At 39.7% G+C, this 23,698-nt stretch carries 23 protein-coding genes; 20 read left to right on the top strand and 3 right to left on the bottom strand.

What is annotated here, in order from left to right; all coding sequences use genetic code 11:
• The first annotated feature begins 76 nt into the window (after positions 1 to 76).
• From leuS to nadD, 4 genes are read left to right on the top strand one after another with little or no spacing between them, the layout of a single operon-like run.
• Entirely contained in the window at positions 77 to 2,659 is a 2,583-nt protein-coding gene (gene leuS / locus AACQ49_RS14460) for a leucine--tRNA ligase (RefSeq protein ID WP_088206767.1), read from the top strand.
• A 12-nt stretch (positions 2,660 to 2,671) separates the two neighbouring features.
• Positions 2,672 to 3,220 carry an LPS assembly lipoprotein LptE gene (gene lptE, locus AACQ49_RS14455; RefSeq protein ID WP_004246045.1) on the top strand — a complete coding sequence of 183 codons (549 nt, stop codon included), beginning with the start codon at positions 2,672 to 2,674 and terminating at the stop codon, positions 3,218 to 3,220.
• Positions 3,217 to 4,251: a DNA polymerase III subunit delta gene (gene holA, locus AACQ49_RS14450; protein WP_088206768.1), complete on the top strand. Its 1,035-nt coding sequence runs from the start codon at positions 3,217 to 3,219 to the stop codon at positions 4,249 to 4,251. The genes lptE and holA overlap by 4 nt, the downstream gene beginning before the upstream one ends.
• Positions 4,244 to 4,915, top strand: coding sequence for a nicotinate-nucleotide adenylyltransferase (gene nadD / locus AACQ49_RS14445; protein ID WP_004252240.1), 672 nt, complete (start codon positions 4,244 to 4,246; stop codon positions 4,913 to 4,915). The genes holA and nadD overlap by 8 nt, the downstream gene beginning before the upstream one ends.
• A gap of 13 nt (positions 4,916 to 4,928) precedes the next feature.
• Here the strand turns inward: nadD and AACQ49_RS14440 are convergent, their stop codons facing one another.
• On the bottom strand, positions 4,929 to 5,684 hold the full coding sequence (locus tag AACQ49_RS14440; RefSeq protein ID WP_020945337.1) for a YbgA family protein: 756 nt from the start codon (positions 5,682 to 5,684) through the stop codon (positions 4,929 to 4,931).
• A gap of 390 nt (positions 5,685 to 6,074) precedes the next feature.
• Between AACQ49_RS14440 and rsfS the strand changes: the two genes are divergently transcribed.
• The 10 genes from rsfS to crcB all read left to right on the top strand — a co-directional run bounded on the left by rsfS (position 6,075) and on the right by crcB (position 15,205).
• A complete protein-coding gene (rsfS, locus tag AACQ49_RS14435) occupies positions 6,075 to 6,401 on the top strand; it encodes a ribosome silencing factor (protein ID WP_004246049.1) in 327 nt (108 codons plus the stop codon).
• Positions 6,402 to 6,403: 2 nt separating this feature from the next.
• Positions 6,404 to 6,874, top strand: coding sequence for a 23S rRNA (pseudouridine(1915)-N(3))-methyltransferase RlmH (gene rlmH / locus AACQ49_RS14430; RefSeq protein ID WP_004246050.1), 471 nt, complete (start codon positions 6,404 to 6,406; stop codon positions 6,872 to 6,874).
• 37 nt (positions 6,875 to 6,911) lie between these two features.
• Entirely contained in the window at positions 6,912 to 8,807 is a 1,896-nt protein-coding gene (gene mrdA / locus AACQ49_RS14425; RefSeq protein WP_161779137.1) for a peptidoglycan DD-transpeptidase MrdA, read from the top strand.
• 4 nt (positions 8,808 to 8,811) lie between these two features.
• Positions 8,812 to 9,924, top strand: coding sequence for a peptidoglycan glycosyltransferase MrdB (gene mrdB, locus AACQ49_RS14420; protein ID WP_004246052.1), 1,113 nt, complete (start codon positions 8,812 to 8,814; stop codon positions 9,922 to 9,924).
• A gap of 10 nt (positions 9,925 to 9,934) precedes the next feature.
• Positions 9,935 to 10,930 carry an endolytic peptidoglycan transglycosylase RlpA gene (gene rlpA / locus AACQ49_RS14415; protein ID WP_161779134.1) on the top strand — a complete coding sequence of 332 codons (996 nt, stop codon included), beginning with the start codon at positions 9,935 to 9,937 and terminating at the stop codon, positions 10,928 to 10,930.
• A 126-nt stretch (positions 10,931 to 11,056) separates the two neighbouring features.
• Entirely contained in the window at positions 11,057 to 12,268 is a 1,212-nt protein-coding gene (gene dacA / locus AACQ49_RS14410) for a D-alanyl-D-alanine carboxypeptidase DacA (RefSeq protein WP_004246054.1), read from the top strand.
• A gap of 198 nt (positions 12,269 to 12,466) precedes the next feature.
• The gene (gene ybeD, locus AACQ49_RS14405) at positions 12,467 to 12,730 is read left to right on the top strand and encodes a DUF493 family protein YbeD (RefSeq protein ID WP_026090527.1); all 264 of its coding nucleotides are present in this window, start codon (positions 12,467 to 12,469) and stop codon (positions 12,728 to 12,730) included.
• A 373-nt stretch (positions 12,731 to 13,103) separates the two neighbouring features.
• Complete coding sequence (gene lipB, locus AACQ49_RS14400; protein WP_004246056.1) at positions 13,104 to 13,748, top strand: lipoyl(octanoyl) transferase LipB; 645 nt, start codon at positions 13,104 to 13,106, stop codon at positions 13,746 to 13,748.
• A gap of 101 nt (positions 13,749 to 13,849) precedes the next feature.
• On the top strand, positions 13,850 to 14,815 hold the full coding sequence (gene lipA / locus AACQ49_RS14395) for a lipoyl synthase (RefSeq protein ID WP_004246057.1): 966 nt from the start codon (positions 13,850 to 13,852) through the stop codon (positions 14,813 to 14,815).
• A 15-nt stretch (positions 14,816 to 14,830) separates the two neighbouring features.
• Positions 14,831 to 15,205 (top strand): fluoride efflux transporter CrcB, encoded by a 375-nt coding sequence (gene crcB / locus AACQ49_RS14390; RefSeq protein WP_004246058.1) that lies wholly within the window; start codon positions 14,831 to 14,833, stop codon positions 15,203 to 15,205.
• Positions 15,206 to 15,662: 457 nt separating this feature from the next.
• Here the strand turns inward: crcB and cspE are convergent, their stop codons facing one another.
• Together cspE and AACQ49_RS14380 are read right to left on the bottom strand one after the other, a co-directional pair.
• Positions 15,663 to 15,872, bottom strand: coding sequence for a transcription antiterminator/RNA stability regulator CspE (cspE, locus tag AACQ49_RS14385; protein ID WP_004246068.1), 210 nt, complete (start codon positions 15,870 to 15,872; stop codon positions 15,663 to 15,665).
• Positions 15,873 to 16,069: 197 nt separating this feature from the next.
• Complete coding sequence (locus AACQ49_RS14380; RefSeq protein ID WP_004246069.1) at positions 16,070 to 16,543, bottom strand: methylated-DNA--[protein]-cysteine S-methyltransferase; 474 nt, start codon at positions 16,541 to 16,543, stop codon at positions 16,070 to 16,072.
• 281 nt (positions 16,544 to 16,824) lie between these two features.
• Here AACQ49_RS14380 and nrdH point away from each other — a divergent pair, with 281 nt between their 5' ends.
• The 6 genes from nrdH to proW all read left to right on the top strand — a co-directional run bounded on the left by nrdH (position 16,825) and on the right by proW (position 23,644).
• On the top strand, positions 16,825 to 17,049 hold the full coding sequence (gene nrdH, locus AACQ49_RS14375; RefSeq protein ID WP_004246071.1) for a glutaredoxin-like protein NrdH: 225 nt from the start codon (positions 16,825 to 16,827) through the stop codon (positions 17,047 to 17,049).
• Positions 17,050 to 17,060: 11 nt separating this feature from the next.
• Positions 17,061 to 17,465 carry a class Ib ribonucleoside-diphosphate reductase assembly flavoprotein NrdI gene (nrdI, locus tag AACQ49_RS14370; RefSeq protein WP_004246072.1) on the top strand — a complete coding sequence of 135 codons (405 nt, stop codon included), beginning with the start codon at positions 17,061 to 17,063 and terminating at the stop codon, positions 17,463 to 17,465.
• A 28-nt stretch (positions 17,466 to 17,493) separates the two neighbouring features.
• Positions 17,494 to 19,620 carry a class 1b ribonucleoside-diphosphate reductase subunit alpha gene (gene nrdE / locus AACQ49_RS14365; RefSeq protein WP_004252248.1) on the top strand — a complete coding sequence of 709 codons (2,127 nt, stop codon included), beginning with the start codon at positions 17,494 to 17,496 and terminating at the stop codon, positions 19,618 to 19,620.
• A gap of 25 nt (positions 19,621 to 19,645) precedes the next feature.
• Entirely contained in the window at positions 19,646 to 20,614 is a 969-nt protein-coding gene (gene nrdF / locus AACQ49_RS14360; protein ID WP_004247427.1) for a class 1b ribonucleoside-diphosphate reductase subunit beta, read from the top strand.
• Between the two features lie 608 nt (positions 20,615 to 21,222).
• Positions 21,223 to 22,422, top strand: coding sequence for a glycine betaine/L-proline ABC transporter ATP-binding protein ProV (proV, locus tag AACQ49_RS14355; RefSeq protein ID WP_049203612.1), 1,200 nt, complete (start codon positions 21,223 to 21,225; stop codon positions 22,420 to 22,422).
• Positions 22,415 to 23,644, top strand: coding sequence for a glycine betaine/L-proline ABC transporter permease ProW (gene proW, locus AACQ49_RS14350; protein WP_049196551.1), 1,230 nt, complete (start codon positions 22,415 to 22,417; stop codon positions 23,642 to 23,644). Before proV ends, proW begins: the two co-directional genes overlap by 8 nt.
• The last annotated feature ends 54 nt before the right edge of the window (positions 23,645 to 23,698 follow it).

Raw genomic sequence — 23,698 nt, 5'->3', positions numbered from 1 at the left:
TATGCTATGCAAGTCTTAATTCATCATAGCGGTTACCCTTCGGTAGCCATTAATTCACCATAGGATTATCGGTGCCATGCAAGAACAATATCGTCCCGAAGATATAGAGCAAACTATCCAGGAACACTGGGAAAAGAACAATACATTTAAAGTGACAGAAGATAATAACAAAGAAAAATATTACTGCCTGTCAATGCTACCTTATCCTTCTGGTCGACTACACATGGGACACGTCCGTAACTACACCATTGGTGACGTGATTTCCCGTTATCAACGTATGTTGGGTAAAAACGTCTTACAACCTATTGGTTGGGATGCGTTTGGTTTACCCGCAGAAGGTGCTGCCGTAAAAAATAACACCGCACCTGCACCGTGGACTTATGAAAATATCAATTATATGAAAGGCCAGTTAAAAAAACTGGGCTTTGGTTATGATTGGGATCGTGAAGTCACCACCTGTACACCAGAATATTATCGTTGGGAACAGTGGTTTTTCACTAAGCTGTATGAAAAAGGTTTAGTGTATAAAAAAACCTCTGCTGTAAACTGGTGCCCACACGACTTAACCGTACTGGCTAACGAACAAGTCATCGATGGTTGTTGCTGGCGTTGCGACACCCCTGTCGAGCGCAAAGAAATTCCACAGTGGTTTATTAAAATCACCGATTATGCTGAAGAGCTGTTAAACGACTTAGATACGTTAGATGAATGGCCAGAACAAGTTAAAACCATGCAACGTAACTGGATTGGCCGGTCTGAAGGTATTGAAATTACCTTTGATGTCGCAGATAGCGACGATACTATGACCGTATATACCACACGTCCAGATACCTTTATGGGTGTCACTTATGTTGCTGTGGCCGCCGGTCATCCATTAGCTCAAAAAGCCGCTCAAAATAATCCTGAAATTCAGCACTTCATTGATGAATGCCGTAACATGAAGATGGCAGAAGCTGAAATGGCAACCATGGAGAAAAAAGGTATTGCTACAGGTCTGTATGCTATTCATCCATTAACCCAAGAGAAAGTCGCTATTTGGGTCGCTAACTTTGTCTTAATGGAATACGGTACAGGTGCGGTTATGGCCGTTCCAGGTCACGATGAACGCGACTGGGAATTTGCCACTAAATATGGTTTGCCGATTAAAGCGGTTATTGCTGATGCAGAAGGTAACCAACCTGACTTATCAACAGGCGCTCTGACTGAGAAAAATAGCCTGATTAACTCTGGTGAATTCTCAGGACTTGATAACCAAGCTGGTTTTAATGCTATTGCAGATAAACTTACTGCAATGGGTGTGGGTGAACGTAAAGTGAATTACCGTTTACGTGACTGGGGTGTTTCTCGTCAACGTTATTGGGGTGCGCCAATTCCAATGGCAACCTTAGAAGATGGTAGCGTTGTTCCAGTTCCTGATGACCAATTACCGGTTATTTTACCAGAAGATGTGAAAATGGACGGCATTACCAGTCCAATTAAAGCGGATCCTGAGTGGGCTAAAACAACGATTAATGGTCAACCAGCGCTACGTGAAACAGATACTTTTGATACCTTTATGGAATCTTCTTGGTATTACGCACGTTATACCTGCCCTGATTACGACAAGGGAATGTTAGATCCAAAAGCTGCTAACTATTGGTTACCGGTTGACTGGTACATTGGTGGTATTGAACACGCTATCATGCACCTGATGTATTTCCGTTTCTTCCATAAATTGATGCGTGATGCTGGTTTAGTTAATTCTGATGAACCTGCTAAACGCTTACTGTGCCAAGGCATGGTATTAGCAGATGCATTTTATTATACCGGTGAAGATGGCGCTCGCCATTGGGTCTCTCCAGCAGAAGCGATTGTTGAACGCGATGAAAAAAATCGCATCATCAAAGCAACTGACAGTGCAGGCCATGAACTGACTTACGCTGGTATGAGCAAAATGTCTAAATCAAAAAATAACGGCATCGACCCACAAACCATGGTTGAGCGTTATGGTGCTGATACCGTACGTCTATTTATGATGTTTGCTGCACCACCAGAATTAACACTTGAGTGGCAAGAATCAAGTGTTGAAGGTGCGAACCGTTTCTTACGTCGTTTATGGCGTTTAGTTCATGAGCATACCGAAAAAGGAACGACTCAATCACTTGATTTGGCAACATTAACCACAGAGCAGAAAGACTTACGTCGCGATTTACACAAAACTATCGCCAAAGTTTCTGATGATGTAGGTCGCCGCTTAGCATTCAATACGGCTATTGCTGCGATTATGGAGTTAATGAATAAATTAACACGTGCACCACAAGAGACTGAGCAAGATCGTGCTTTAATGCAAGAAGCATTAGAAGCGGTGGTACGTATGCTTTCTCCTATCATTCCACATGCTTGTTTTGTTATGTGGCAAGCGTTAGGTGGTAAAGAAGATATTGATGTTGCACCATGGCCTGTTGCTGATGAAGAAGCGATGGTCGATGACACGAAACTTATTATTGTTCAAGTTAATGGTAAAGTACGTGGTCGTATCACTGTTCCTGCTAATTCAGAAAAAGATTATGTTCAGGAAATGGCAACAAAAGAGTACAGTGTTGCTAAATATTTAGAAAATGTCACCGTACGTAAAGTGATTTATGTACCGGGCAAATTACTGAACATCGTTGTTGGCTGATAAGGAGGCTTAGTGCGATATCTATTTTCGCTGTTTTTTGCGTTAGCGGTGTTGGTCACCGCTGGCTGCGGTTTTCACCTACAAGGTAAAACCCAAGTTCCAGCTGAATTAAAAACGCTTTACCTAAGCTCTGGTGACCCATACGGGCCACTGTCTCGTGTAATGCGTCAACAATTGAGATTAAGTGGAGTTCAACTGGTTGAAACGCCAAAAGCAGATATTCCTGTTCTCAAAATTGTTGGATCTTCAGAAAATAAAGAGACTGTCTCTGTGTATCAAGACGGTAAATCGGCTGAACGTCAGCTCACTTTTGTCCTAGATGCACAAGTGATTATGCCTGATGGAACCATCTACCCTATTTCATCACAGGTTTCACGTCCATTCTTTGATAACCCATTAGAAGCATTAGCTAAAGATGCCGAAAATGATATTATCAAACAGGAAATGCGTGAACAGGCTACCGCTATCTTAGTACGTAAATTATTGGTGGTTCACAATGCTGAACGCCAAAAAGCGTCAGAGGCAGCTAAAGCGAAACAGATAATCTCACCAGCCAAATGATCCGCCTTTATCCAGAACAACTTAATGCGCAACTCCAAGAGGGGTTGCGCCAAAGTTACCTACTTTGGGGTAATGAACCGCTATTACTCCAAGAATCTCAAGATGCCATTCAAACAGTGGCAAAATCACAAGGCTTTACGGAACATTATCAATTTACCCTTGATAACAGCACTGATTGGAATGAAATATATTCACTCTGTCAGTCACTGAGTCTTTTTTCACAAAAGCAATCTATCTTACTCCATCTTCCTGAAAATGGTCCTAATGCGACAATGTCAGAAAAGCTCTTACGCTTATCTCACGAATTGCATGAAGATCTCTTGTTAATTTTACGTGGACATAAATTAACCAAGGCACAGGAAAATAGCGAATGGTTTAAAACACTCAGCCAGCAAGGTATTTATGTGACTTGCTTAACCCCTGAGTTAGATAAATTACCAAATTGGGTAGCGAGACGCGCCAAGCAAAAAGGCCTTGAGCTTGATGAACAAGGTAATCAATTACTGTGTTACTGCTATGAAGGAAATTTACTCGCTTTAGCTCAAGCAATTGAACGCCTCTGTTTGCTCTATCCTGATGGTAAATTAACCCTGCCAAGAGTTGAAGCGGCTGTCAATGATGCCTCTCATTTTACTGCTTATCATTGGATTGATGCATTATTAGCAGGCAAAACCCAACGGGCATGGCATATCTTGCAGCAACTAAAAAGAGAGGATACTGAACCCGTTATTCTGCTTAGAACATTGCAACGCGAATTAATGCAATTAATTACCTTACATCGTAGCGCTAAAACGGCCTCCTTAAAATCCGTTTTCGATCAACATCGGATATGGCAAAACCGACGTCCGATATTTACCGCCGCGTTACAACGTTTGTCAGAGCATCAATTACTCACTGCCATGCGATTACTTACCCAGATTGAAATAACCCTTAAACAGGATCACGGACAAAACGTTTGGCCTGAACTTCATGCCCTTGGCTTATTATTATGTGGAAAAGCATTACCGGAAGGATTTATTCGCCATGGCTAGCACCAATAATAACCCCCCTTTAATTCATCAAGCCATTGCTCTATATGGTGGTACTTTTGATCCGATCCATTATGGGCATTTACGTCCTGTAGAAGCCCTTTCTGGCTTGATAGGGCTAAAAGAAGTGATTTGGTTGCCTAATAATATTCCCCCTCATCGCCCCCAACCAGAAGCCTCTTCACAACAGCGATTAGCCATGGTGCGGCTCGCATTACAACCTTTTAGTGCTTTCAAAGTCGACACTCGAGAGTTAGAGAAACCGACTCCCTCTTATACCATTGAGACATTAAAAGCGTTTAGACAAGAAATTGGTGAGAAACAGCCATTAGCCTTTATTATTGGACAAGATTCATTACTTTCAATTGATACTTGGCATAAATGGGAAGAGTTGTTAGATGTGTGTCACTTATTGGTTTGCGCTCGCCCAGGTTACCAAACCACATTTACATCACCACAAATGCAAACCTGGCTTGAACAACATCAAACCAAACAGCAAGCAGATATTCACTGTTTACCCGCCGGGAAAATTTTTCTTGCTGATACTCCTTTATACAATATTTCAGCTACCGATATTAGGGCTAGACATAAAGCAGGATTAGATTGTCATGATCTTCTGCCTGAGTCTGTTGAAAACTATATCAAACAGCATCAGTTGTATCGATAACAGATCTTAGAGATTAAAATTGCGCTCTTAAGTCATCAAATACAGCTGGATAAGGTGAAAAATAGCGTTGAGAAAGTAGATAATTATCAGGATAAAACGCCAAGTAGTTTTTCAACCGTGACAAAGGAGCCGAAAGACTCGTTTTTCCTTGCCGATAAGATAAAATCTCTTGTGTTAACAACTGTTTTTGCTCTGCGCTAAGTGCTCGCTTAAAATATCCCGCCATATGCATTAATGCATTGGTATGCCCTTCTCGAGTTGCTGGTATTGATAGTGCTTTCATTAAGGCCTTTTGATACTGCTCGGCAAATTGTAACAGCGGTAGCGAATTAGGGATATTGGCCATATAACGCCCCAATTCTCGATAAGCGACTTGAGAATAAGCCATTAACAAATATTTATATCGACTATGAAATTGGATCAGTGCTTTTTTGCTCAACTTAGCATTTACCTGCTGTTGATAATCAATTAAGGCAAAAAACTGTGTCAGAAAATGTTCCAATCCACTAGGTTGAGAAAATTGTTCAAGGGTTAATTGTAACTCTCCTCCCCCCAAAATCTGCGTGAATAAGGTTGATGAATAGTCCCCTTTCATTTTAACCCGACAAATCACTGCCTTATTTTGTCGTTTTTGATCATTATTTTGTTTAATTTCAATGCCTTCATAGCATAACAATTGACAAAATCGTTGCCAATCTGCCTGTAACAATGCGTTTTTGTTACTCGCTATTTCTGAAGTTTGCTCCAAATAATAATAATTTTCTTTCATTCGTCTGTTTCTCTTAGTCACTATCTCAACATTACACCGTATAATGATACAATCATTGACGTGATGATACCGTTATCAGGTATTTCACGAGCATTGACAGACATTGTTTTACTGTTATTCTCACCCTCGGCTCCCATTAAGGGAACTGTGGAGTAAAACTGTCGTCTAATTGGAAAGTTCTTATCTGCCGGCTTTTATTATTTATTATGGCGCAATAAATAGGCATATATGAATTTTTCTAAATCAAGCGTCGAATAGCAACCATACTTGATAGATGTTTTTGCTATCGACAACTGGAATAAATCATCGAGTAAAATAGATTTATTGGTATAAATTCCTTTAAAATAGCGCTTTGTTATTTTCTCGATTGAGTTAACTAAATAGAAAAAGGTGACCCTTTTGCAAGGCTCAGAATTACAGCAATTTATTATTGATAAACTTGAGGATTCTAAAGCTCAAGACATTATCGCATTAGATGTTCGTGGAAAATCAAGTGTCACTGATTACATGATCATCTGTACGGGAACTTCAAACAGACACTTAATGTCTGTCGCCGATAATCTGGTTGATGACTGTCGTGAAGCAGGATTACAACCTTTAGGCATCGAAGGACAAGGCGTTTCTGATTGGATTGTTGTTGACCTTGGTGAAGCCATGGTACACGTAATGCAAGAAGACAGTCGCCGTATGTACGAACTCGAAAAACTCTGGAGCTGAGTTTGAAATTACAGCTCATCGCCGTTGGTACAAAAATGCCGGACTGGATCCAGACCGGCTTTATGGATTATCTTAACCGCTTTCCCAAAGATATGCCCTTAGAACTCATCGAGATCCCCGCGGGTAAACGAGGGAAAAATGCTGATATTAAGCGTATTCTCGAAAAAGAAGGCGAACAGATGTTAGCAGCGGTAGGTAAAGGAAATCGTATCGTCACCCTTGATATTCCTGGCGCCCGTTGGGATACCCCAAAACTTGCCGAGCAACTCGATCGCTGGAAGTTAGATGGAAGAAATGTCAGCTTATTAATTGGTGGCCCTGAAGGTTTAGCCCCCGCTTGTAAAGCAGCTGCAGAACAAAGTTGGTCTTTATCTCCATTAACTATGCCACATCCGCTAGTACGTGTAGTGGTAGCAGAAAGCCTTTACCGTGCATGGAGTATTACCACAAACCATCCTTATCATCGGGAATAATAAATTGGCGGGTAAGTAAGTGAAATCAACTAATGGGATGAAGAAAAGAAAACGCACCCCGTTTCGAGATTATACAGCGGAGTCAAAACTCTTTATCCGCCGTGTTATTGTCGCATTTTCAGGGATCTTAGTTTTAACGGGCATCTTAGTTTTTAACTTGTATCACTTACAAGTCGCTCGCCACGATGATTATCAAACTCGCTCGAATGATAACCGGATCAAATTAGTTCCCATCCCACCGAGCCGAGGCATTATTTACGATCGTAATGGGGTTCCACTTGCCCTAAATCGTACTATCTATCAATTAGAAATCGTACCGGAGAAAGTGGCTAATATCCAAGAAACATTGGAGAGTTTACGAGAGGTCGTTGATTTAACTGACGACGATATTGCTGCATTTGAAAAAGAGCGAAAACGCTCTCGTCGTTTTAGTTCTATTCCGCTTAAAACGTCACTTGACCAAGTGCAAGTGGCACGTTTTGCCATTAATCAATATCGCTATCCCGGATTAGAAATCAAAGGCTATCAACGTCGCTATTACCCTTATGGTTCAGCCCTTACTCATGTTATTGGTTATGTTGCAAAAATTAACGATAAAGATGTAGAACGTCTTGAAAAAGAAGGGCTCTATCCTAATTACGCAGCAACCCGAGATATCGGTAAATTAGGTATTGAACGCTATTATGAATCTGTTTTGCATGGTAAAACCGGTTATGAAGAGGTCGAAGTTAATAGCCGTGGCCGTGTGATCCGCCAATTGCATGAGCAACCACCACAAGCCGGTAAAGATATCTACCTAACTATTGATCTTGAATTACAAACCTATATTGAAACGCTACTAACCACCAGCCGAGCGGCTGTGGTCGTCACAGATCCTCGTAACGGCGAGATATTAGCACTGGTTTCTAATCCAAGTTATGACCCTAACCTATTTGTTGGGGGAATATCTAATACAGACTATCAAGGCCTACTTAATAATCCCGATAGACCATTAATAAACCGGGCAACCCAAGGGCTCTATCCTCCTGCATCAACGGTTAAACCCTTTATGTCTGTTGCAGCCCTAAGTGAAGGGGTTATTACTCCTAACACAACTATCCATGATCCGGGCTGGTGGCAACTGCCCGGCTCTGAAAAACGCTATCGTGACTGGAAACGTTGGGGTCATGGAAAACTCAATGTTACTAAATCCATTATTGAGTCAGCAGATACTTTCTTCTATCAAGTTGCCTATGATATGGGTATTGATCGTATTTCCACATGGATGTCCCGCTTTGGCTATGGTGAATACACGGGGATTGACCTTTCTGAAGAGCGTAATGGCATTATGCCAACCCGAGAATGGAAACAAAAACGATATAAAAAACCTTGGTATCAAGGGGATACCATCCCTGTTGGTATAGGTCAAGGTTACTGGACGGCGACCCCAATCCAAATGTCAAAAGCGTTAATGACCTTAATTAACGATGGTCAGGTTAAAACCCCTCACTTACTTTATGGCACCAAGTTAGGTAATGAAATGCTACCTTACGTGGATAAAGAGACACGCCAAATTGGCGATATCAACTCCGGTTATTGGGAGTTAGCGAAGTACGGTATGTATGGTGTTGCCAATCTACCCAATGGTACAGGGCGACGTAGCTTTGCTGATGCTCCTTATAAGATTGCCGCAAAATCAGGTACAGCACAGGTATTTAGTTATGAAACCTATAATGCTAGCCAATTAGCAGAACATCTTCGTGATCATAAATTAATGATTGCTTTTGCGCCTTATGAAAACCCTACCGTTGCCGTCTCTATAATTTTAGAAAATGGTGGTGCTGGCCCATCTGTTGGGGATATTACTCGCCAAATACTTGATCACATTATACTTGGAGACAACAACACCGAGTTGCCTATTTCCCCGCCTTCACCGCGTGGCTCAGAGGAATAACCCAATGACAGAAAATAACAAGAAAAAATCACTCTGGACGCGTTTACATATCGATCCATTCTTTATGCTCTGTATTATTGCCTTATTATGCTATAGCGCATTTATTATGTGGACAGCAAGTGGGCAAGATCCCGATATGATGGAACGCAAGCTGGGACAAATTGCTACGGGTTTTATCGTTATGATTATCATGGCGCAGATCCCTCCACGGGTGTATGAAAATTGGGCTCCTCACCTTTACGTATTTTGTGTTGTATTACTTATTTTTGTTGATGTCTTTGGGCAAATTAGTAAAGGTGCACAACGCTGGCTTGATTTAGGTATCATACGTTTTCAGCCTTCTGAAATTGCCAAAATTGCCGTTCCTCTAATGGTCGCTCGCTTTATGAACCGTGATGTTTGCCCGCCAACATTACGTAACACAGCAATAGCCTTAGTGTTGATCTTCGTTCCAACCCTTTTAGTGGCAGCACAACCTGATTTGGGTACCTCTATTTTAATTGCTGCTTCAGGAATTTTTGTTATCTTCCTTGCCGGTATGAGTTGGCGTTTGATTACTGTCGCAACACTATTAATTGCTGGATTTATTCCGATACTCTGGTTTTTCTTGATGCATGATTACCAACGAACACGGGTCATGATGTTACTTGATCCTGAAATTGACCCCTTAGGAGCCGGATATCACATTATCCAATCTAAAATTGCTATCGGTTCTGGTGGATTACATGGCAAAGGTTGGTTACAAGGGACTCAGTCTCAACTTGAATTTTTACCAGAGCGCCATACCGACTTTATTTTTGCCGTACTCGCAGAAGAATTAGGACTGATTGGTGTTTTAATCCTACTAACGCTCTATATACTCTTAATTGCTCGAGGTCTTTATCTCGCGACAAAAGCACAAAATACATTTGGCAGAGTCATGATTGGTGGATTAATGCTGATCTTCTTTGTTTATGTTTTCGTCAATATTGGTATGGTGAGTGGGATCCTCCCAGTAGTCGGCGTGCCATTACCACTGGTAAGCTATGGGGGATCGGCATTAATTGTACTAATGGCAGGATTTGGCATTGTTATGTCAATTCATACACACCGAAAACTATTATCAAAAAGTTTATAATGAGGTTTCTATGCGTTTGCAATGGGTTTTGATGGGTGTCAGTGCATTGCTACTTGCAGGATGTGTTGCTGATAAACCTGTGAATAATAATCAGCCAACCACAAGGTTGCCAAATGTACCTACACAACCCGTATTAGGTATAGAGCCTCGTTATGAGCCTTATCACCCGACTGCGAATCAAGATTATCGTAAAAATGGGGTAATTTATCGCATAGTCAAAGATCCGGCGAACTTTAGTGAACGAGGACAAGCGATTGTTTACGACAGCTTAGCAATGAGTCGCTTAACAACCATAGGTGAACGAGTCAATCCTTATGAGTTTGCTGCGGCACACCCGACATTGCCTATTCCAAGTTATGCAAAAATAACAAACTTAATCAATGGACGCACAATGATTGTGCGAATTAACGATCGTGGTCCTTACGTTGAAGGCAAACAAATACAGGTTACACCTGCTGTTTATAACAGTTTGCAGTTAATGCCAACAACCCCTATTCAAATTGAAGGTATTGTCGTTGATCAAAATGGCCAAATAAGTGGTATTGGTACCCAAGGTGCACAAATAGAGAAAAGAGCCACTACATTACCTGAGCGTCCTAACTTTAATACTCAGTCATCGACAATGGCTCCCCAACCCTCTGTAACAGCACCGTCTCCCATAACTGTGACTCAACCAGCTCCAGCTCCAGCTCCAGCTCCAGCTCCAGCTCCAGCTCCAGCTCCAGCTCCAGCTCCAGCTCCAGCTCCAGCTCCACAGCCAGTATCTTCATCTAGCGCAATAGCGCAAGGCTACTATGTACAAGTAGGTGCTTTAAGTAATCAAACTAATGCACAAACATGGTTAACTGAATTAACCAATGCTTTAAATACCCAAGGTGTCATTAATACAACTGATGGACTACATAAAGTGCAATTAGGCCCCTACTCATCAAAAGCGCAAGCCGAAACAATAAAAAGTGCTTTGAAACAAAGTAAAAATATCGATGGGTTTATTGTTAGCCAATAAAGGGTAATAATTCGTAAAAACTCTTTTTCTAAAAGCAAATTCAGGCATAGAATCACCTGAGTTTGCTGATATTTTTCTTATCAACTTTTATTTATTTTCCCTGAATTTCCGGAACAGACAAACAGAATGAAACAGACACGCCCAGTGAAATTACTAAGAACACGTCTATTTAGTGCAACCTTTATATTATTAGCTATTAGCCATCATGCTATTGCTGATGACACATTAAAAACAATGATACCCGCTGTTCCTAATATCGAAGCCGAATCCTATATTCTTATCGACTATAATTCTGGGAAAGTCCTCGCGGAAAAAAACGCAGATGTCCGTCGTGATCCAGCCAGTTTAACCAAAATGATGACCAGTTATGTTATAGGTCAAGCCATTCGTGCAGGAAAAATATCGAACAACGATATTGTTCCTATTGGTGAAGAAGCATGGGCAACGGGCAACCCTGTATTTCGCGGCTCATCATTAATGTTTTTAAAACCCGGTGATAAAGTCACCGTTTCACAATTAACACGCGGTATCAATCTACAATCAGGTAATGATGCCTGTGTAGCAATGGCCTCTTATGTTGCGGGAAGCCAAGATACCTTTGTCACTATGATGAATGACTATGTTAAGCGTCTAGGTTTACAAAACACACAATTTCAAACTGTACATGGTTTAGATGCACCTGGGCAATACAGTAGTGCACGAGATATGGCATTGATTGGCGCCGCATTAATTCGTGATGTTCCAGAAGAATATGCCATTTATAAAGAAAAAGAGTTTACCTACAATAATATCCGTCAAACTAACCGTAATGGTTTACTTTGGGATACTAGCCTCAATGTTGATGGTATTAAAACAGGTCATACTGAAGCTGCGGGTTATAATCTTGTTGCCTCTGCAACAGAAGGAAATATGCGCTTGATTTCTGCTGTGATGGGGGGACACTCATCTAAAGGCCGTGATGCTGAAAGTAAAAAACTACTTACTTGGGGTTTTCGCTTCTTTGAAACGGTAAAACCGCTGCAAGTGGGTAAAGAATTTGCCGCTGAACCTATCTGGTATGGTGATACTGATAAAGTGCAATTAGGGGTTGATAAAGATGTTTATCTCACGATCCCCCGTGGCCGACTCAAAGATCTAAAGGCCAGTTATGTATTAGATAATGTTGAATTACATGCGCCAGTCAGTAAAAACCAAGTGGTTGGCACCATTAATTTCCAACTTGATGGGCAAGTCATTGAACAACGTCCACTTGTTGTTATGAATGAAGTGAAAGAAGGTGGCATTTTCAGCCGCTTGATTGATTACATCAAATTATTATTTTCACGTTGGTTTGGTTAAGGCTTGAAAAGGATAAATGTGTCCATATATAAAGATTATATCGATATTGGAATAAACACATTTACCCATTCTATATTTACCCTAACTATCAGTATCGCATTCCTCATCATAGGAGGAATGCGCTTTTTATTTGTGCTGATGAGGTGTAAAAGAGATTATTAAAACAACATCGCCTGTTGTCTTAAGGATTACATTATGATGAAAACAAAATTAAACGAACTATTAGAGTTCCCTTGCTCATTTACTTACAAAGTCATGGGTCATGCTAAACCCGAATTAGTTGACCAAGTCGTTGAAGTGATCCAGCGTCATGCACCCGGTGATTATACACCTTCAGTAAAACCAAGTAGCAAAGGTAACTATCACTCAGTCTCTGTGACTATCAACGCAACGCATATTGAACAAGTAGAAACCCTCTATAAAGAGTTAGGTGAATTAGAGCTTGTTCGCATGGTGTTATAATTGTTTTCTATTTGCCCCCTTACCCTATTAGGGGGCATTAGACGTACTTAAGAAGCAATATTACGCAGTATCTTCTCTTTATCTTTCTCTTTCTCTTTCTCTTTCACCTTACTTCTTATATTAATTCTTATTATTTCGTTATTGATTTGTCACCTAGATTTAGCAAGTCTCACTTAAATAAAAGCCTAATTGGGGTTAATCGCCAATTAAGCACTGCTTGGTTAATCACATCTATCTCCCCTTCCTCCCCTTCTCACTACGTCGTTTTTTTATCAATATTCCTTTATCAAACACAAACTGAAGCAATAATCTCATCTCATTCTGGTAGTTCATTTGTTGGAGCGTTATACTGCCTTTCACAATTACGCTACAAATGAAGATTTTCACGGTGCAAGATAAAACAATCATTATTCGCCAATTGGGTATGAAACCCTATTTACCGGTTTCTGATTCTATGCATCAGTTTACGGAAAAACGGGAAAGTCATACACCTGATGAAATTTGGCTGGTTCAACATGAACAGGTTTTTACCCAAGGTCAAGCGGGTAAAGCAGAACACCTTTTAAACACAGGCTCTATACCGGTGATCCAATCTGACCGCGGTGGACAAGTGACCTACCACGGCCCTGGCCAACAAGTGATGTATGTTTTGCTTGATCTAAAACGTAACCATATTGGCGTTCGCCAATTAGTCACTGTTTTAGAGAATACTGTGATCAACACACTCGCAGAATTTAATGTAGACGCATATGCTCGTGCAGATGCACCGGGCGTGTATGTTAATGGTGATAAAATTTGCTCTTTGGGATTACGTATACGCAAAGGTTGCTCTTTTCACGGTCTAGCACTTAATGTTGATATGGACTTATCTCCTTTTACGCGAATAAATCCTTGTGGTTATCCTGATCTAAAAATGACACAACTGGTTGATTTAGCGCCTAATGCAACATCGGAACAAGTGGCATCATTATTAATCAACCATTTTTGTACACAACTGGGATTCCAACCACAGCAATAAAAATGCTATAATTTTTTTAACATTTATCATTTTTTTTTAAAACCCTGATTACCTCAGTCACATCGTGTTAATCACCCTAGATAACTGGAACTGGCACAATTATGAGTAAACCTATTCAGATGGAACGCGGCGTAAAATATCGTGACGCCGATAAAATGGCACTTATTCCTGTTAAAACAATCGTTACAGAACGTGAAGAACTGCTACGCAAACCTGAGTGGATGAAAATAAAGTTGCCCGCAGATTCAAGTAAAATTCAAGGTATTAAAGCGGCCATGCGTAAAAATGGCCTGCATTCTGTTTGTGAAGAGGCTTCATGCCCTAATCTTGCAGAATGTTTTAACCACGGTACCGCAACCTTTATGATCTTAGGGGCAATCTGTACGCGTCGTTGCCCATTTTGCGACGTTGCTCATGGTCGTCCTAACGCACCCGATCCCCAAGAGCCAATTAAATTAGCCCAAACGATAAAAGATATGGGATTACGTTATGTTGTTATCACCTCAGTAGATCGCGATGACCTACGCGATGGTGGTGCACAACATTTTGCCGATTGTATTACCGCTATCCGTGAAAAAAATCCTAATATTCGCATCGAAACTTTAGTCCCTGATTTCCGTGGTCGTATGGATAAAGCATTAGAGATCCTCACTGACACACCACCAGACGTCTTTAACCACAATTTAGAAAACGTACCTCGTGTTTATCGTCAAGTGCGTCCTGGTGCGAACTATCAATGGTCTCTAACGTTACTAGAACGCTTTAAACAAGCCCACCCAAATATTCCAACTAAATCGGGGTTAATGGTCGGTTTAGGTGAAACAAATGAAGAAATTATTGACGTGATGCGCGATCTGCGTAAACATGGTGTAACGATGCTGACATTAGGGCAATATTTACAACCCAGTCGTCACCATCTTCCTGTTCAACGCTACGTCAGTCCTGACGAGTTTGAATATATGAAAGAGCAAGCATTAGCAATGGGCTTTACCCACGCCGCTTGTGGACCATTTGTTCGTTCGTCTTATCATGCTGATCTTCAAGCTCAAGGGATTGAGGTTAAATAACGATTAATCTCTCTTATGCTTAACATTGCAATAGCTGTATTTATCGGCGGTGGTTTAGGTAGCGTACTACGCTGGCTAATTAGCTACCGCCTCAATTCTCTTTTTCCCCATTTTGCAACGGGGACCTTGGTCGCTAACTGTATTGGTGCCTTTATTATCGCCTTTGGCATTGCTTGGTTTAGTAAGGCTCCCAATATTGATCCTATTTGGAAAATCATGCTTACCACAGGTTTTTGTGGTGGCTTAACCACCTTTTCTACTTTTTCCGTTGAGGTGGTCGCCTTATTTAATGAAGGACGAATAGGCTGGGCATTAGGCACCATGGGGGCAAACTTAGCGGGCTCGTTTCTGATGACGGCATTCGCATTCTGGCTACTCCGTGAAATGTAGTCTCTTTAACAAGATAAAAACCGTTAATCATAAAGTTGTACTCTTTTAGTTAAGCGATTTATAAGGCCTGAACTTAATATTCAACCAATGTCAGGCCTTTTAATTTGATTTTGTTCCCGGTGGTATTACTCAATAAATTAGCCAATTTTATCAATACATTCATTGATATTTTGAAATGATAGCTATGATGTATTCTTGATTTTAATAATTTAAAAAACTTTCAACCACGGTATTTATCCCGCAGCTAGATACGCAAGCTCCTCTTTAAATTTCTCAAGTCTTTTTTCATCATCAAAACGAGCGAGAGTTATGCAGTGTGGCAAGCATAGTCACCCTAAGTAGCAATGATGATGTTTAAATCCCCCCTGTATTTGACATAAAAAGACCCCCAATAATTGGTTGTCCAACTATTGGGGGTCATTTCAAAAACGTTTTTTACTTTTGGAGAAGTCGTTAATTAGATAGCGACAACGTTTGCAGCAGATGGCCCTTTCGCGCCGTCAGTAACTTCAAACTCTACCTTTTGACCTTCAGCAAGTGTTTTAAAACCTTCTGAAACAATAGCGGAAAAGTGGACGAACACATCTTTACTGCCATCTTCTGGAGTGATAAAACCAAAACCTTTAGTTTCGTTAAACCACTTAACGTTACCTTTTAATTTAGACATCAAGTTTACCTTTAAAATAGAAAATAAACGCAAGCGTTTTGCGTTGGCTATAGTAAAACAAAAATGATGATTCGCTGTCCACAGTCTAGATCACGAAACGCGTATTTTTTTTCTGTTAAACGATTATTATTCAGACAAATCCCATAACTTAAGCCATTAATCACTTAAGAAATAGTGCTTAATACTTACAATATGAACTATTCGTCAATATCCACTTTTTCATAGTGTAATAGCCAACGTTTGATATCAAGTCCCCCAGTATAGCCTACTAACTTACCATTATGACCAATGACGCGATGGCAAGGAATAATTAACGAGATTGGGTTACGTGAATTTGCCATTCCTACCGCTCTGCAATAGTTGACGGAACCTAATGTAAGTGCCAACTTTTTATAACTCCAAATTTCACCATAAGGAATAGACTGTAAAGTCTGCCAAACGCGTATTTGAAATTCGGTTCCTTTTGGCGCTAGTGGCACTGAAAATAGGGTTCGTTTACCCGAAAAATACTCTTTTAACTGTTTTATACACAGGTCAATTATGGCATTTGAATTAACTAACGCCTCTTTTTCACTAACAAAGTTAAGGCTGGTGATGCCATCATCATCTGCGGTAATGGATATATAAGGCTTTGGAAAACCTTTCGGCGTATTGAGATAATCTTGGTACATAATGTGTTCTCTATTGATTTGTCTGTATCATCAAGATTAAAACATGCTTTGTAAGTAAATCAATCATCTAATTTTCTACTATACCTAATAAAAATTGCTCAAATGAGCGATAAGAAAATAAAATAAATCTGCTAACTGCTTAATTTTAATAATAATCATTATCAAAAATAAAAAACACCATATCTAGTGTGGTTGAAAAAGAATAAACCTATATATAGTATTTAAGCACTTTTCATTGTGACTGTGAGCAGACACATTCACATTTTTATAAGGGTTATTCTATGTCTGTGATCCTCTATACCAAACCAAATTGTGTTCAATGCAGTGCAACCGAGCGCGCATTACAACAACAAAAAATTCCTTTCACTGCGGTTGATCTCACCCAAGACACTCAAGCATTAGCAAAAATAGTTTCTATGGGATATCGCCAAGTACCGGTTGTCGTTAATGGTGACGAACATTGGTCTGGCTTTTGCCCAGATAAAATTCGTCAAATAGCGCGCTAAAGGAGCAACTTATGCAATCGACTGCCCCTTTAATTTATTTCTCTAGTCGCTCAGAAAATTGTCACCGCTTCGTACAAAAACTTAATCTACAAGCGACAAGGATAAAAGAGGATGAACCACTACAAGCCACACAACCTTTTGTGTTGCTCTGCCCAACTTATGGTGGCGGTGGCGTTAAAGGCGCAGTGCCTAAAGCGGTGATCCAGTTTTTAAATATTCCTGAAAATCGCCAATTAATACGCGGTGTTATTGCTTCAGGAAATACCAATTTTGGCTCTGCTTACGGCTTAGCAGGTGACATTATTGCACAAAAATGCCAAGTCCCTTTTCTCTATCGTTTTGAGTTACTTGGTACGCCTGAAGATGTTAAACGTGTAAAAACCGGATTAAGCACATTTTGGTCAGCTAGCAAATAATGACTAAAAAGTGAATGAGATAAAAAATATGACCCACTCTATAGAACAACTCGATTATCACGCCTTAAATGCCATGCTCAATCTCTATGATGAGCAAGGCAATATCCAGTTTGATAAAGACAAATTAGCCACCCACCATTTTTTTCGTCAACACGTTAATCAAAATACGGTGTTTTTTCATGATCTAAAAGAAAAGCTCGATTTTCTGGTGCAACAACACTACTACGAAGCACAAGTATTAGAGCAATATGATTTCCCGTTTATCAAACAGCTTTTTAAGCATGCCTATAGCAAAAAATTTCGCTTTCAATCGTTCCTAGGTGCATTTAAATACTACACCAGTTACACCTTAAAAACCTTTGATGGTGAGCGTTATCTCGAACGCTATGAAGATCGTGTTTGTATGGTTGCCTTAACCCTAGCACAAGGGAATACCAAACTCGCCACTCACCTTGTCGATGAGATAATTAGTGGCCGTTTCCAGCCTGCAACCCCTACTTTCTTAAATTGTGGAAAAAAACAGCGTGGCGAATTGGTCTCTTGTTTTTTATTACGTATCGAAGACAACATGGAGTCCATTGGCCGAGCAGTCAATTCTGCGTTGCAATTGTCGAAACGTGGCGGAGGTGTTGCTTTCTTACTGACTAATTTACGAGAAGCAGGAGCTCCCATAAAACGCATTGAAAACCAATCGTCTGGCGTAGTACCGGTAATGAAAATGCTTGAAGATGCCTTCTCATATGCCAATCAATTAGGCGCAAGACAAGGAGCTGGAGCGGTTTATCTCCATGCTCATCATCCTGATATCTATCATTTTCTAGATACAAAACGAGAAAATGCTGATGAAAAAATACGTATTAAGACGCTTTCATTAGGTGTCGTTATTCCCGACATTACCTTTGAATTAGCTAAACGCAACGAAGATATGTATCTATTTTCACCTTATGATGTAGAACGAGTATATGGCGTTCCTATGTCAGAAATCAGTATTAGCGAAAAATATACTGAAATGGTCAACAATGCAGAGATACGTAAGAAAAAAATTAAAGCACGGGCATTTTTTCAAACTTTAGCTGAAATTCAATTTGAATCAGGTTATCCCTATATTATGTTTGAAGATACCGTCAATCGCGCAAATCCGATTGCGGGCCGAATTAATATGAGCAATTTATGCTCAGAAATCTTACAAGTAAATAGTGCCAGTGAATACAATCCTGATTTAAGTTATCGACAAATTGGTCATGATATTAGCTGTAATCTCGGATCAATGAATATCGCCATGGCGATGGACTCACCAGATTTTGCGCATACCGTAAATGTTGCCATCAGAGCACTGACGAGTGTGGCACAAATGACTAAAATAGAATCAGTACCTTCTATTGAAAAAGGCAACCAAGCATCTCATGCCATTGGTTTAGGGCAAATGAACTTACATGGTTATTTAGCCCGTGAAGGGATTTATTACGGTTCAGAAGAAGGGCTTGATTTTACCAATATCTATTTCTATACCGTAACATACTATGCCCTTTTGGCCTCTAACCAATTAGCGATAGAGACTAAACAGCGCTTTAAAGGGTTTGAACAGTCAAAATATGCCACTGGGGAGTATTTTGATAAATATTTATCAAAACAGTGGTTACCTAAAACCCAAAAAGTCCACCAGCTATTTAGCCAATCCAATATTCATATTCCAACCCAAGAAGATTGGCAAAAACTTAAGCTCTCGATTATGACTCACGGTATTTATAATCAAAACTTACAAGCAATACCGCCAACAGGATCAATCTCTTATATCAATCACTCTACATCGAGTATTCACCCCATTGTGGCACCGATTGAAATAAGAAAAGAAGGTAAAATTGGTCGGGTTTATTACCCCGCCCCTTTTATGACCAATGAAAACCGTCATTTTTATCAAGATGCTTATGAAATTGGCGCAGAAAAAATTATCGATACCTATGCACAAGCATCACAACATATCGACCAAGGATTGTCGCTAACATTATTCTTTTCTGATGAAGCAACCACAAGGGATGTTAATAAAGCACAAATTTATGCATGGCGTAAAGGTATAAAGACCTTGTATTACATTCGTATTAGACAAACAGCATTAGCCGGCACAGAAATAAAAGGCTGTGTTTCATGCGCCCTTTAATAATAATGATAAGGAAAGTGTTACTATGTCTGCATCTTATTTAAGTCGTGTTAATGCGATAAATTGGAATCGTATTGAAGATGAAAAAGATTTAGAAGTTTGGAACCGTTTAACCATGAATTTTTGGTTACCCGAAAAAATTCCACTTTCTAATGATATACCTTCATGGAATACCTTAACCCAAGCTGAAAAACAGTTGACTATCCGTGTATTTACAGGGCTTACACTGCTCGATACGATACAAAATACGGTCGGGGCACCAACCTTAATGCCTGATGCTCAGACTCCTCATGAAGAGGCGGTATTATCGAATATCTGTTTTATGGAAGCGGTACATGCTCGCTCTTATAGCTCGATATTTTCGACACTCTGCTTAACAACAGATGTTGATGATGCTTATCGTTGGAGTGAAGAAAATACCTATTTGCAAAAGAAATCAGATATTATTCTGCGTTATTATCAAGATAGTGATCCATTAAAGAAAAAAATTGCCAGTGTATTTTTAGAGTCTTTTTTATTCTATTCTGGATTTTATTTACCAATGTATTGGTCAAGTCGAGGGAAATTAACCAATACAGCTGACTTAATTCGTTTAATTATTCGTGACGAAGCTGTGCATGGTTATTATATTGGCTATAAATTCCAAAATCAGTTATTAAATAAATCATCATTAGAGAAACAAGATATTAAAGACTTTGCTTTCTCATTATTATTAGATTTATATGATAATGAAGTTAAATATACAGAAGATCTCTACGACTCTGTCGGTTGGACAGAAGATGTAAAAAAATTCCTTCATTATAATGCGAATAAAGCGCTGATGAATTTAGGTTATGAAGCACTATTTCCAGATGAAATAACTAATGTTAGTCCAGCAATACTTTCATCACTATCGCCAGATGCAAATGAAAATCATGATTTCTTTTCTGGCTCAGGCTCTTCTTATGTTATTGGTAAAACGATCAATACCGAAGATGATGACTGGGATTTCTAGCTAACCCTCTACAGCAAAAAACAGAATACATTCATATTAATTATGAATTAATCAATTAATATAATGCACTGAAAAATAAAACTTATTTTTTAGTGCCTTTTTATTTGTTTGAAAAATAACCTGATTGTGTAATTTTTACCGTCCCATTAACCAGAATTATCAATTTTTTACGAATGATTTTTATGACTAGTTATCGATAACTTAAGATCACCCCTCAAAAAACATAAGATTTTTTAATATTAATGCATTTTTTTCTATTTTTATTTTATCAGTATCTTTTTACATTTTTTTATTTTGTTGTTATTTCTATTGTGATGATAATTAAAATTAACATCTGAATAAAAATAATGTTATTTCATACAGTTAGTATGATTTTCTTGACTTCTTTCTTTTCTATAATTTTACTTTATTTAATTATTAATCATCAAAAAAAACCTGAAAAAATTACAAAATTATTTGTTTAATTATAATTAACATAGGGTTGTCAGGCTTGTTCATTATGATAGGGTAATTCCCCTACTAAAAATCTCAATTTAGGAAAAACAACAAACTAATTTATTAACATTTAATTTATTCCTTTCATATTTAAATAGGAAAATAGATATTGCATGGCAATTAAACTCGAAGTAAAAAACCTATATAAAATATTTGGTGAGCACCCTAAACGTGCCTTTGAATTATTAGGATCTGGTATGAACAAAGACCAGATCTTTGATAAAACAGGGTTAACCGTTGGTGTGCAAAATGCCAATCTGGCCATTGAAGAAGGCGAAATATTTGTCATCATGGGATTATCAGGCTCTGGTAAATCTACATTAGTGCGCCTTCTCAATCGTCTGATAGATCCCACTAAAGGCGAAGTCCTTATTGATGGTGAAAACATCACCACCATGTCTGATAAAGATTTACGACAAGTTCGACGTAAAAAAATCAGTATGGTGTTTCAATCATTCGCTTTAATGCCTCATATGAATGTACTCGATAATACAGCATTTGGTATGGAGCTTGCAGGCATTAGCAAAGAAGAGCGCTATGAAAAAGCCATGGCAGCATTAGAGCAAGTTAACTTAAGCTCTCATGCTCAATCTTGGCCGGATGAGTTATCCGGTGGGATGCGACAACGTATTGGGCTTGCTCGTGCACTGGCCAATGATCCTGATATCTTATTAATGGATGAGGCATTCTCCGCACTTGACCCATTAATCCGAACAGAAATGCAAGATGAGTTATTGAGCTTACAAGGTGATAAACAACGCACCATTGTGTTTATTTCTCATGATCTGGATGAAGCCATGCGTATTGGCGATCGTATCGCGATTATGCAAGGTGGTGTGGTGGTACAAATCGGTACCCCTGATGAAATTCTTAATAATCCAGCCAATGATTATGTACGTACCTTCTTCCGTGGCGTTGATATCAGTCATGTATTTAGCGCTAAAGATATTGCTAAACGTCGCCCAGAAACACTACTGCATATTGCGCCAGGTTTTGGTCCCCGTTCAGCATTAAAAGTACTGGAAGATGAAGATAGAAACTTTGGTTATTTAATTGAGCGAGGACGGAAATTTGCAGGTATTGTTTCTGTCACTTCTCTTGAAGAAGCATTAAAAGCGAACCAACCTATTGGATCCGCTATTTTAACTGAACCTTGTGCGATTAATGGTGATACACCATTAAATGAACTGATTTCTACTGTTGCGCAATCTCCCTGTGCGATCCCTGTTATTGATGAAAAAAACCGTTATATCGGCTTAATTTCGAAAGGAATGTTGTTACAAGCACTGGATAAGGAGACACCAAATGAGTAAGACAAATAACCAAGCCAATCCTTGGGAAACGGACACTCAAGAAGCGGCAACAGAAAACGCCAATACAACACAAAATTCAGCGCAAGAAACGCATAACAACACAGATACAGACAATGATCCTTGGGCAACCACGGATAGCAACACTACTGATACCGACCCTTGGAGTAGTAGCGCTGGCGGTGATACCGGTGGAGCTGATGCTGATCCTTGGGGTACAGGGAGTGGCGCTGAAGGCAGTGATCTCTCTTCTGGTACTGATTGGCTAGATGCCATGCCAACAGAAAGCACACCTGATCACTTTAATATTATGGATCCATTTAATCATACACTGATCCCGCTAGATTCTTGGGTGACGGAAGGTATTGACTGGGTTGTTCTGCATTTTCGTCCTATTTTCCAAGGGATACGCGTTCCAGTCGATTTAGTATTAGGTGGCTTTGAAAACTTTCTTACCTCAATGCCTGCACCTGTTGCGATTATTTTATTTTCACTGATTGCATGGCAACTTTCAGGTAAGGTGATGGGAATAAGCGCTTTTATTTCACTGATCTTAATCGGTGCTATTGGTGCATGGTCTGAAGCGATGATAACCCTTGCATTAGTGCTGACCTCATTACTATTCTGCCTGATTATTGGTCTCCCCTTAGGGATATGGCTTGCACATAGTGACAGAGCATCAAAAATTGTCAGACCACTTTTAGATGCCATGCAAACAACACCCGCTTTCGTTTACTTAGTACCTATCGTGATGTTATTCGGGATTGGTAACGTACCCGGTGTAGTTGTCACGATTATTTTCGCCTTACCACCGATAGTGCGATTAACTATTTTAGGTATCAAACAAGTACCGGAAGATCTCATTGAAGCGGCTCAATCATTTGGGGCAAATCCTCGACAAATGTTGTTTAAAGTACAATTACCGCTGGCAATGCCAACGATTATGGCTGGGGTAAACCAAACCTTAATGTTAGCACTGTCAATGGTTGTTATCGCATCAATGATAGCCGTTGGTGGTTTAGGTCAAATGGTATTACGTGGTATTGGTCGCCTAGATATGGGATTAGCGGCTGTAGGTGGTGCCGGTATTGTGATCCTCGCGATTATTCTTGACCGCTTAACTCAATCTTTAGGCCAAAATAGTCGCCTGAAAGGTAATAGACGCTGGTATATGACAGGCCCGATTGGTTTGATCTGCCGCCTGTTTGGTAAAAAAGCCGCATAACTCATACTGACAATAAGATTAACTAACAATCAAACATATTTATTCAATTAAGAT

This window comes from Proteus sp. G2675 (assembly GCF_963886535.1).
In the GTDB taxonomy this organism is placed as follows: domain Bacteria; phylum Pseudomonadota; class Gammaproteobacteria; order Enterobacterales; family Enterobacteriaceae; genus Proteus; species Proteus mirabilis.
Note: the sequence above shows the minus strand (reverse complement) of the source record. Positions and strands in the feature narration are given on the sequence as shown.

Coding starts and splice junctions, on each gene's coding strand:
- nrdE (WP_004252248.1), top strand. CDS start 17,494: ATGACCCACTCTATAGAACAACTCGATTATCACGCCTTAAATGCCATG.
- nadD (WP_004252240.1), top strand. CDS start 4,244: ATGGCTAGCACCAATAATAACCCCCCTTTAATTCATCAAGCCATTGCT.
- nrdH (WP_004246071.1), top strand. CDS start 16,825: ATGTCTGTGATCCTCTATACCAAACCAAATTGTGTTCAATGCAGTGCA.
- rlpA (WP_161779134.1), top strand. CDS start 9,935: ATGCGTTTGCAATGGGTTTTGATGGGTGTCAGTGCATTGCTACTTGCA.
- AACQ49_RS14380 (WP_004246069.1), bottom strand. CDS start 16,543: ATGTACCAAGATTATCTCAATACGCCGAAAGGTTTTCCAAAGCCTTAT.
- proW (WP_049196551.1), top strand. CDS start 22,415: ATGAGTAAGACAAATAACCAAGCCAATCCTTGGGAAACGGACACTCAA.
- dacA (WP_004246054.1), top strand. CDS start 11,057: ATGAAACAGACACGCCCAGTGAAATTACTAAGAACACGTCTATTTAGT.
- cspE (WP_004246068.1), bottom strand. CDS start 15,872: ATGTCTAAATTAAAAGGTAACGTTAAGTGGTTTAACGAAACTAAAGGT.
- ybeD (WP_026090527.1), top strand. CDS start 12,467: ATGAAAACAAAATTAAACGAACTATTAGAGTTCCCTTGCTCATTTACT.
- crcB (WP_004246058.1), top strand. CDS start 14,831: ATGCTTAACATTGCAATAGCTGTATTTATCGGCGGTGGTTTAGGTAGC.
- leuS (WP_088206767.1), top strand. CDS start 77: ATGCAAGAACAATATCGTCCCGAAGATATAGAGCAAACTATCCAGGAA.
- mrdA (WP_161779137.1), top strand. CDS start 6,912: ATGAAGAAAAGAAAACGCACCCCGTTTCGAGATTATACAGCGGAGTCA.
- lipA (WP_004246057.1), top strand. CDS start 13,850: ATGAGTAAACCTATTCAGATGGAACGCGGCGTAAAATATCGTGACGCC.
- holA (WP_088206768.1), top strand. CDS start 3,217: ATGATCCGCCTTTATCCAGAACAACTTAATGCGCAACTCCAAGAGGGG.
- mrdB (WP_004246052.1), top strand. CDS start 8,812: ATGACAGAAAATAACAAGAAAAAATCACTCTGGACGCGTTTACATATC.
- proV (WP_049203612.1), top strand. CDS start 21,223: ATGGCAATTAAACTCGAAGTAAAAAACCTATATAAAATATTTGGTGAG.
- AACQ49_RS14440 (WP_020945337.1), bottom strand. CDS start 5,684: ATGAAAGAAAATTATTATTATTTGGAGCAAACTTCAGAAATAGCGAGT.
- nrdI (WP_004246072.1), top strand. CDS start 17,061: ATGCAATCGACTGCCCCTTTAATTTATTTCTCTAGTCGCTCAGAAAAT.
- nrdF (WP_004247427.1), top strand. CDS start 19,646: ATGTCTGCATCTTATTTAAGTCGTGTTAATGCGATAAATTGGAATCGT.
- lipB (WP_004246056.1), top strand. CDS start 13,104: ATGAAGATTTTCACGGTGCAAGATAAAACAATCATTATTCGCCAATTG.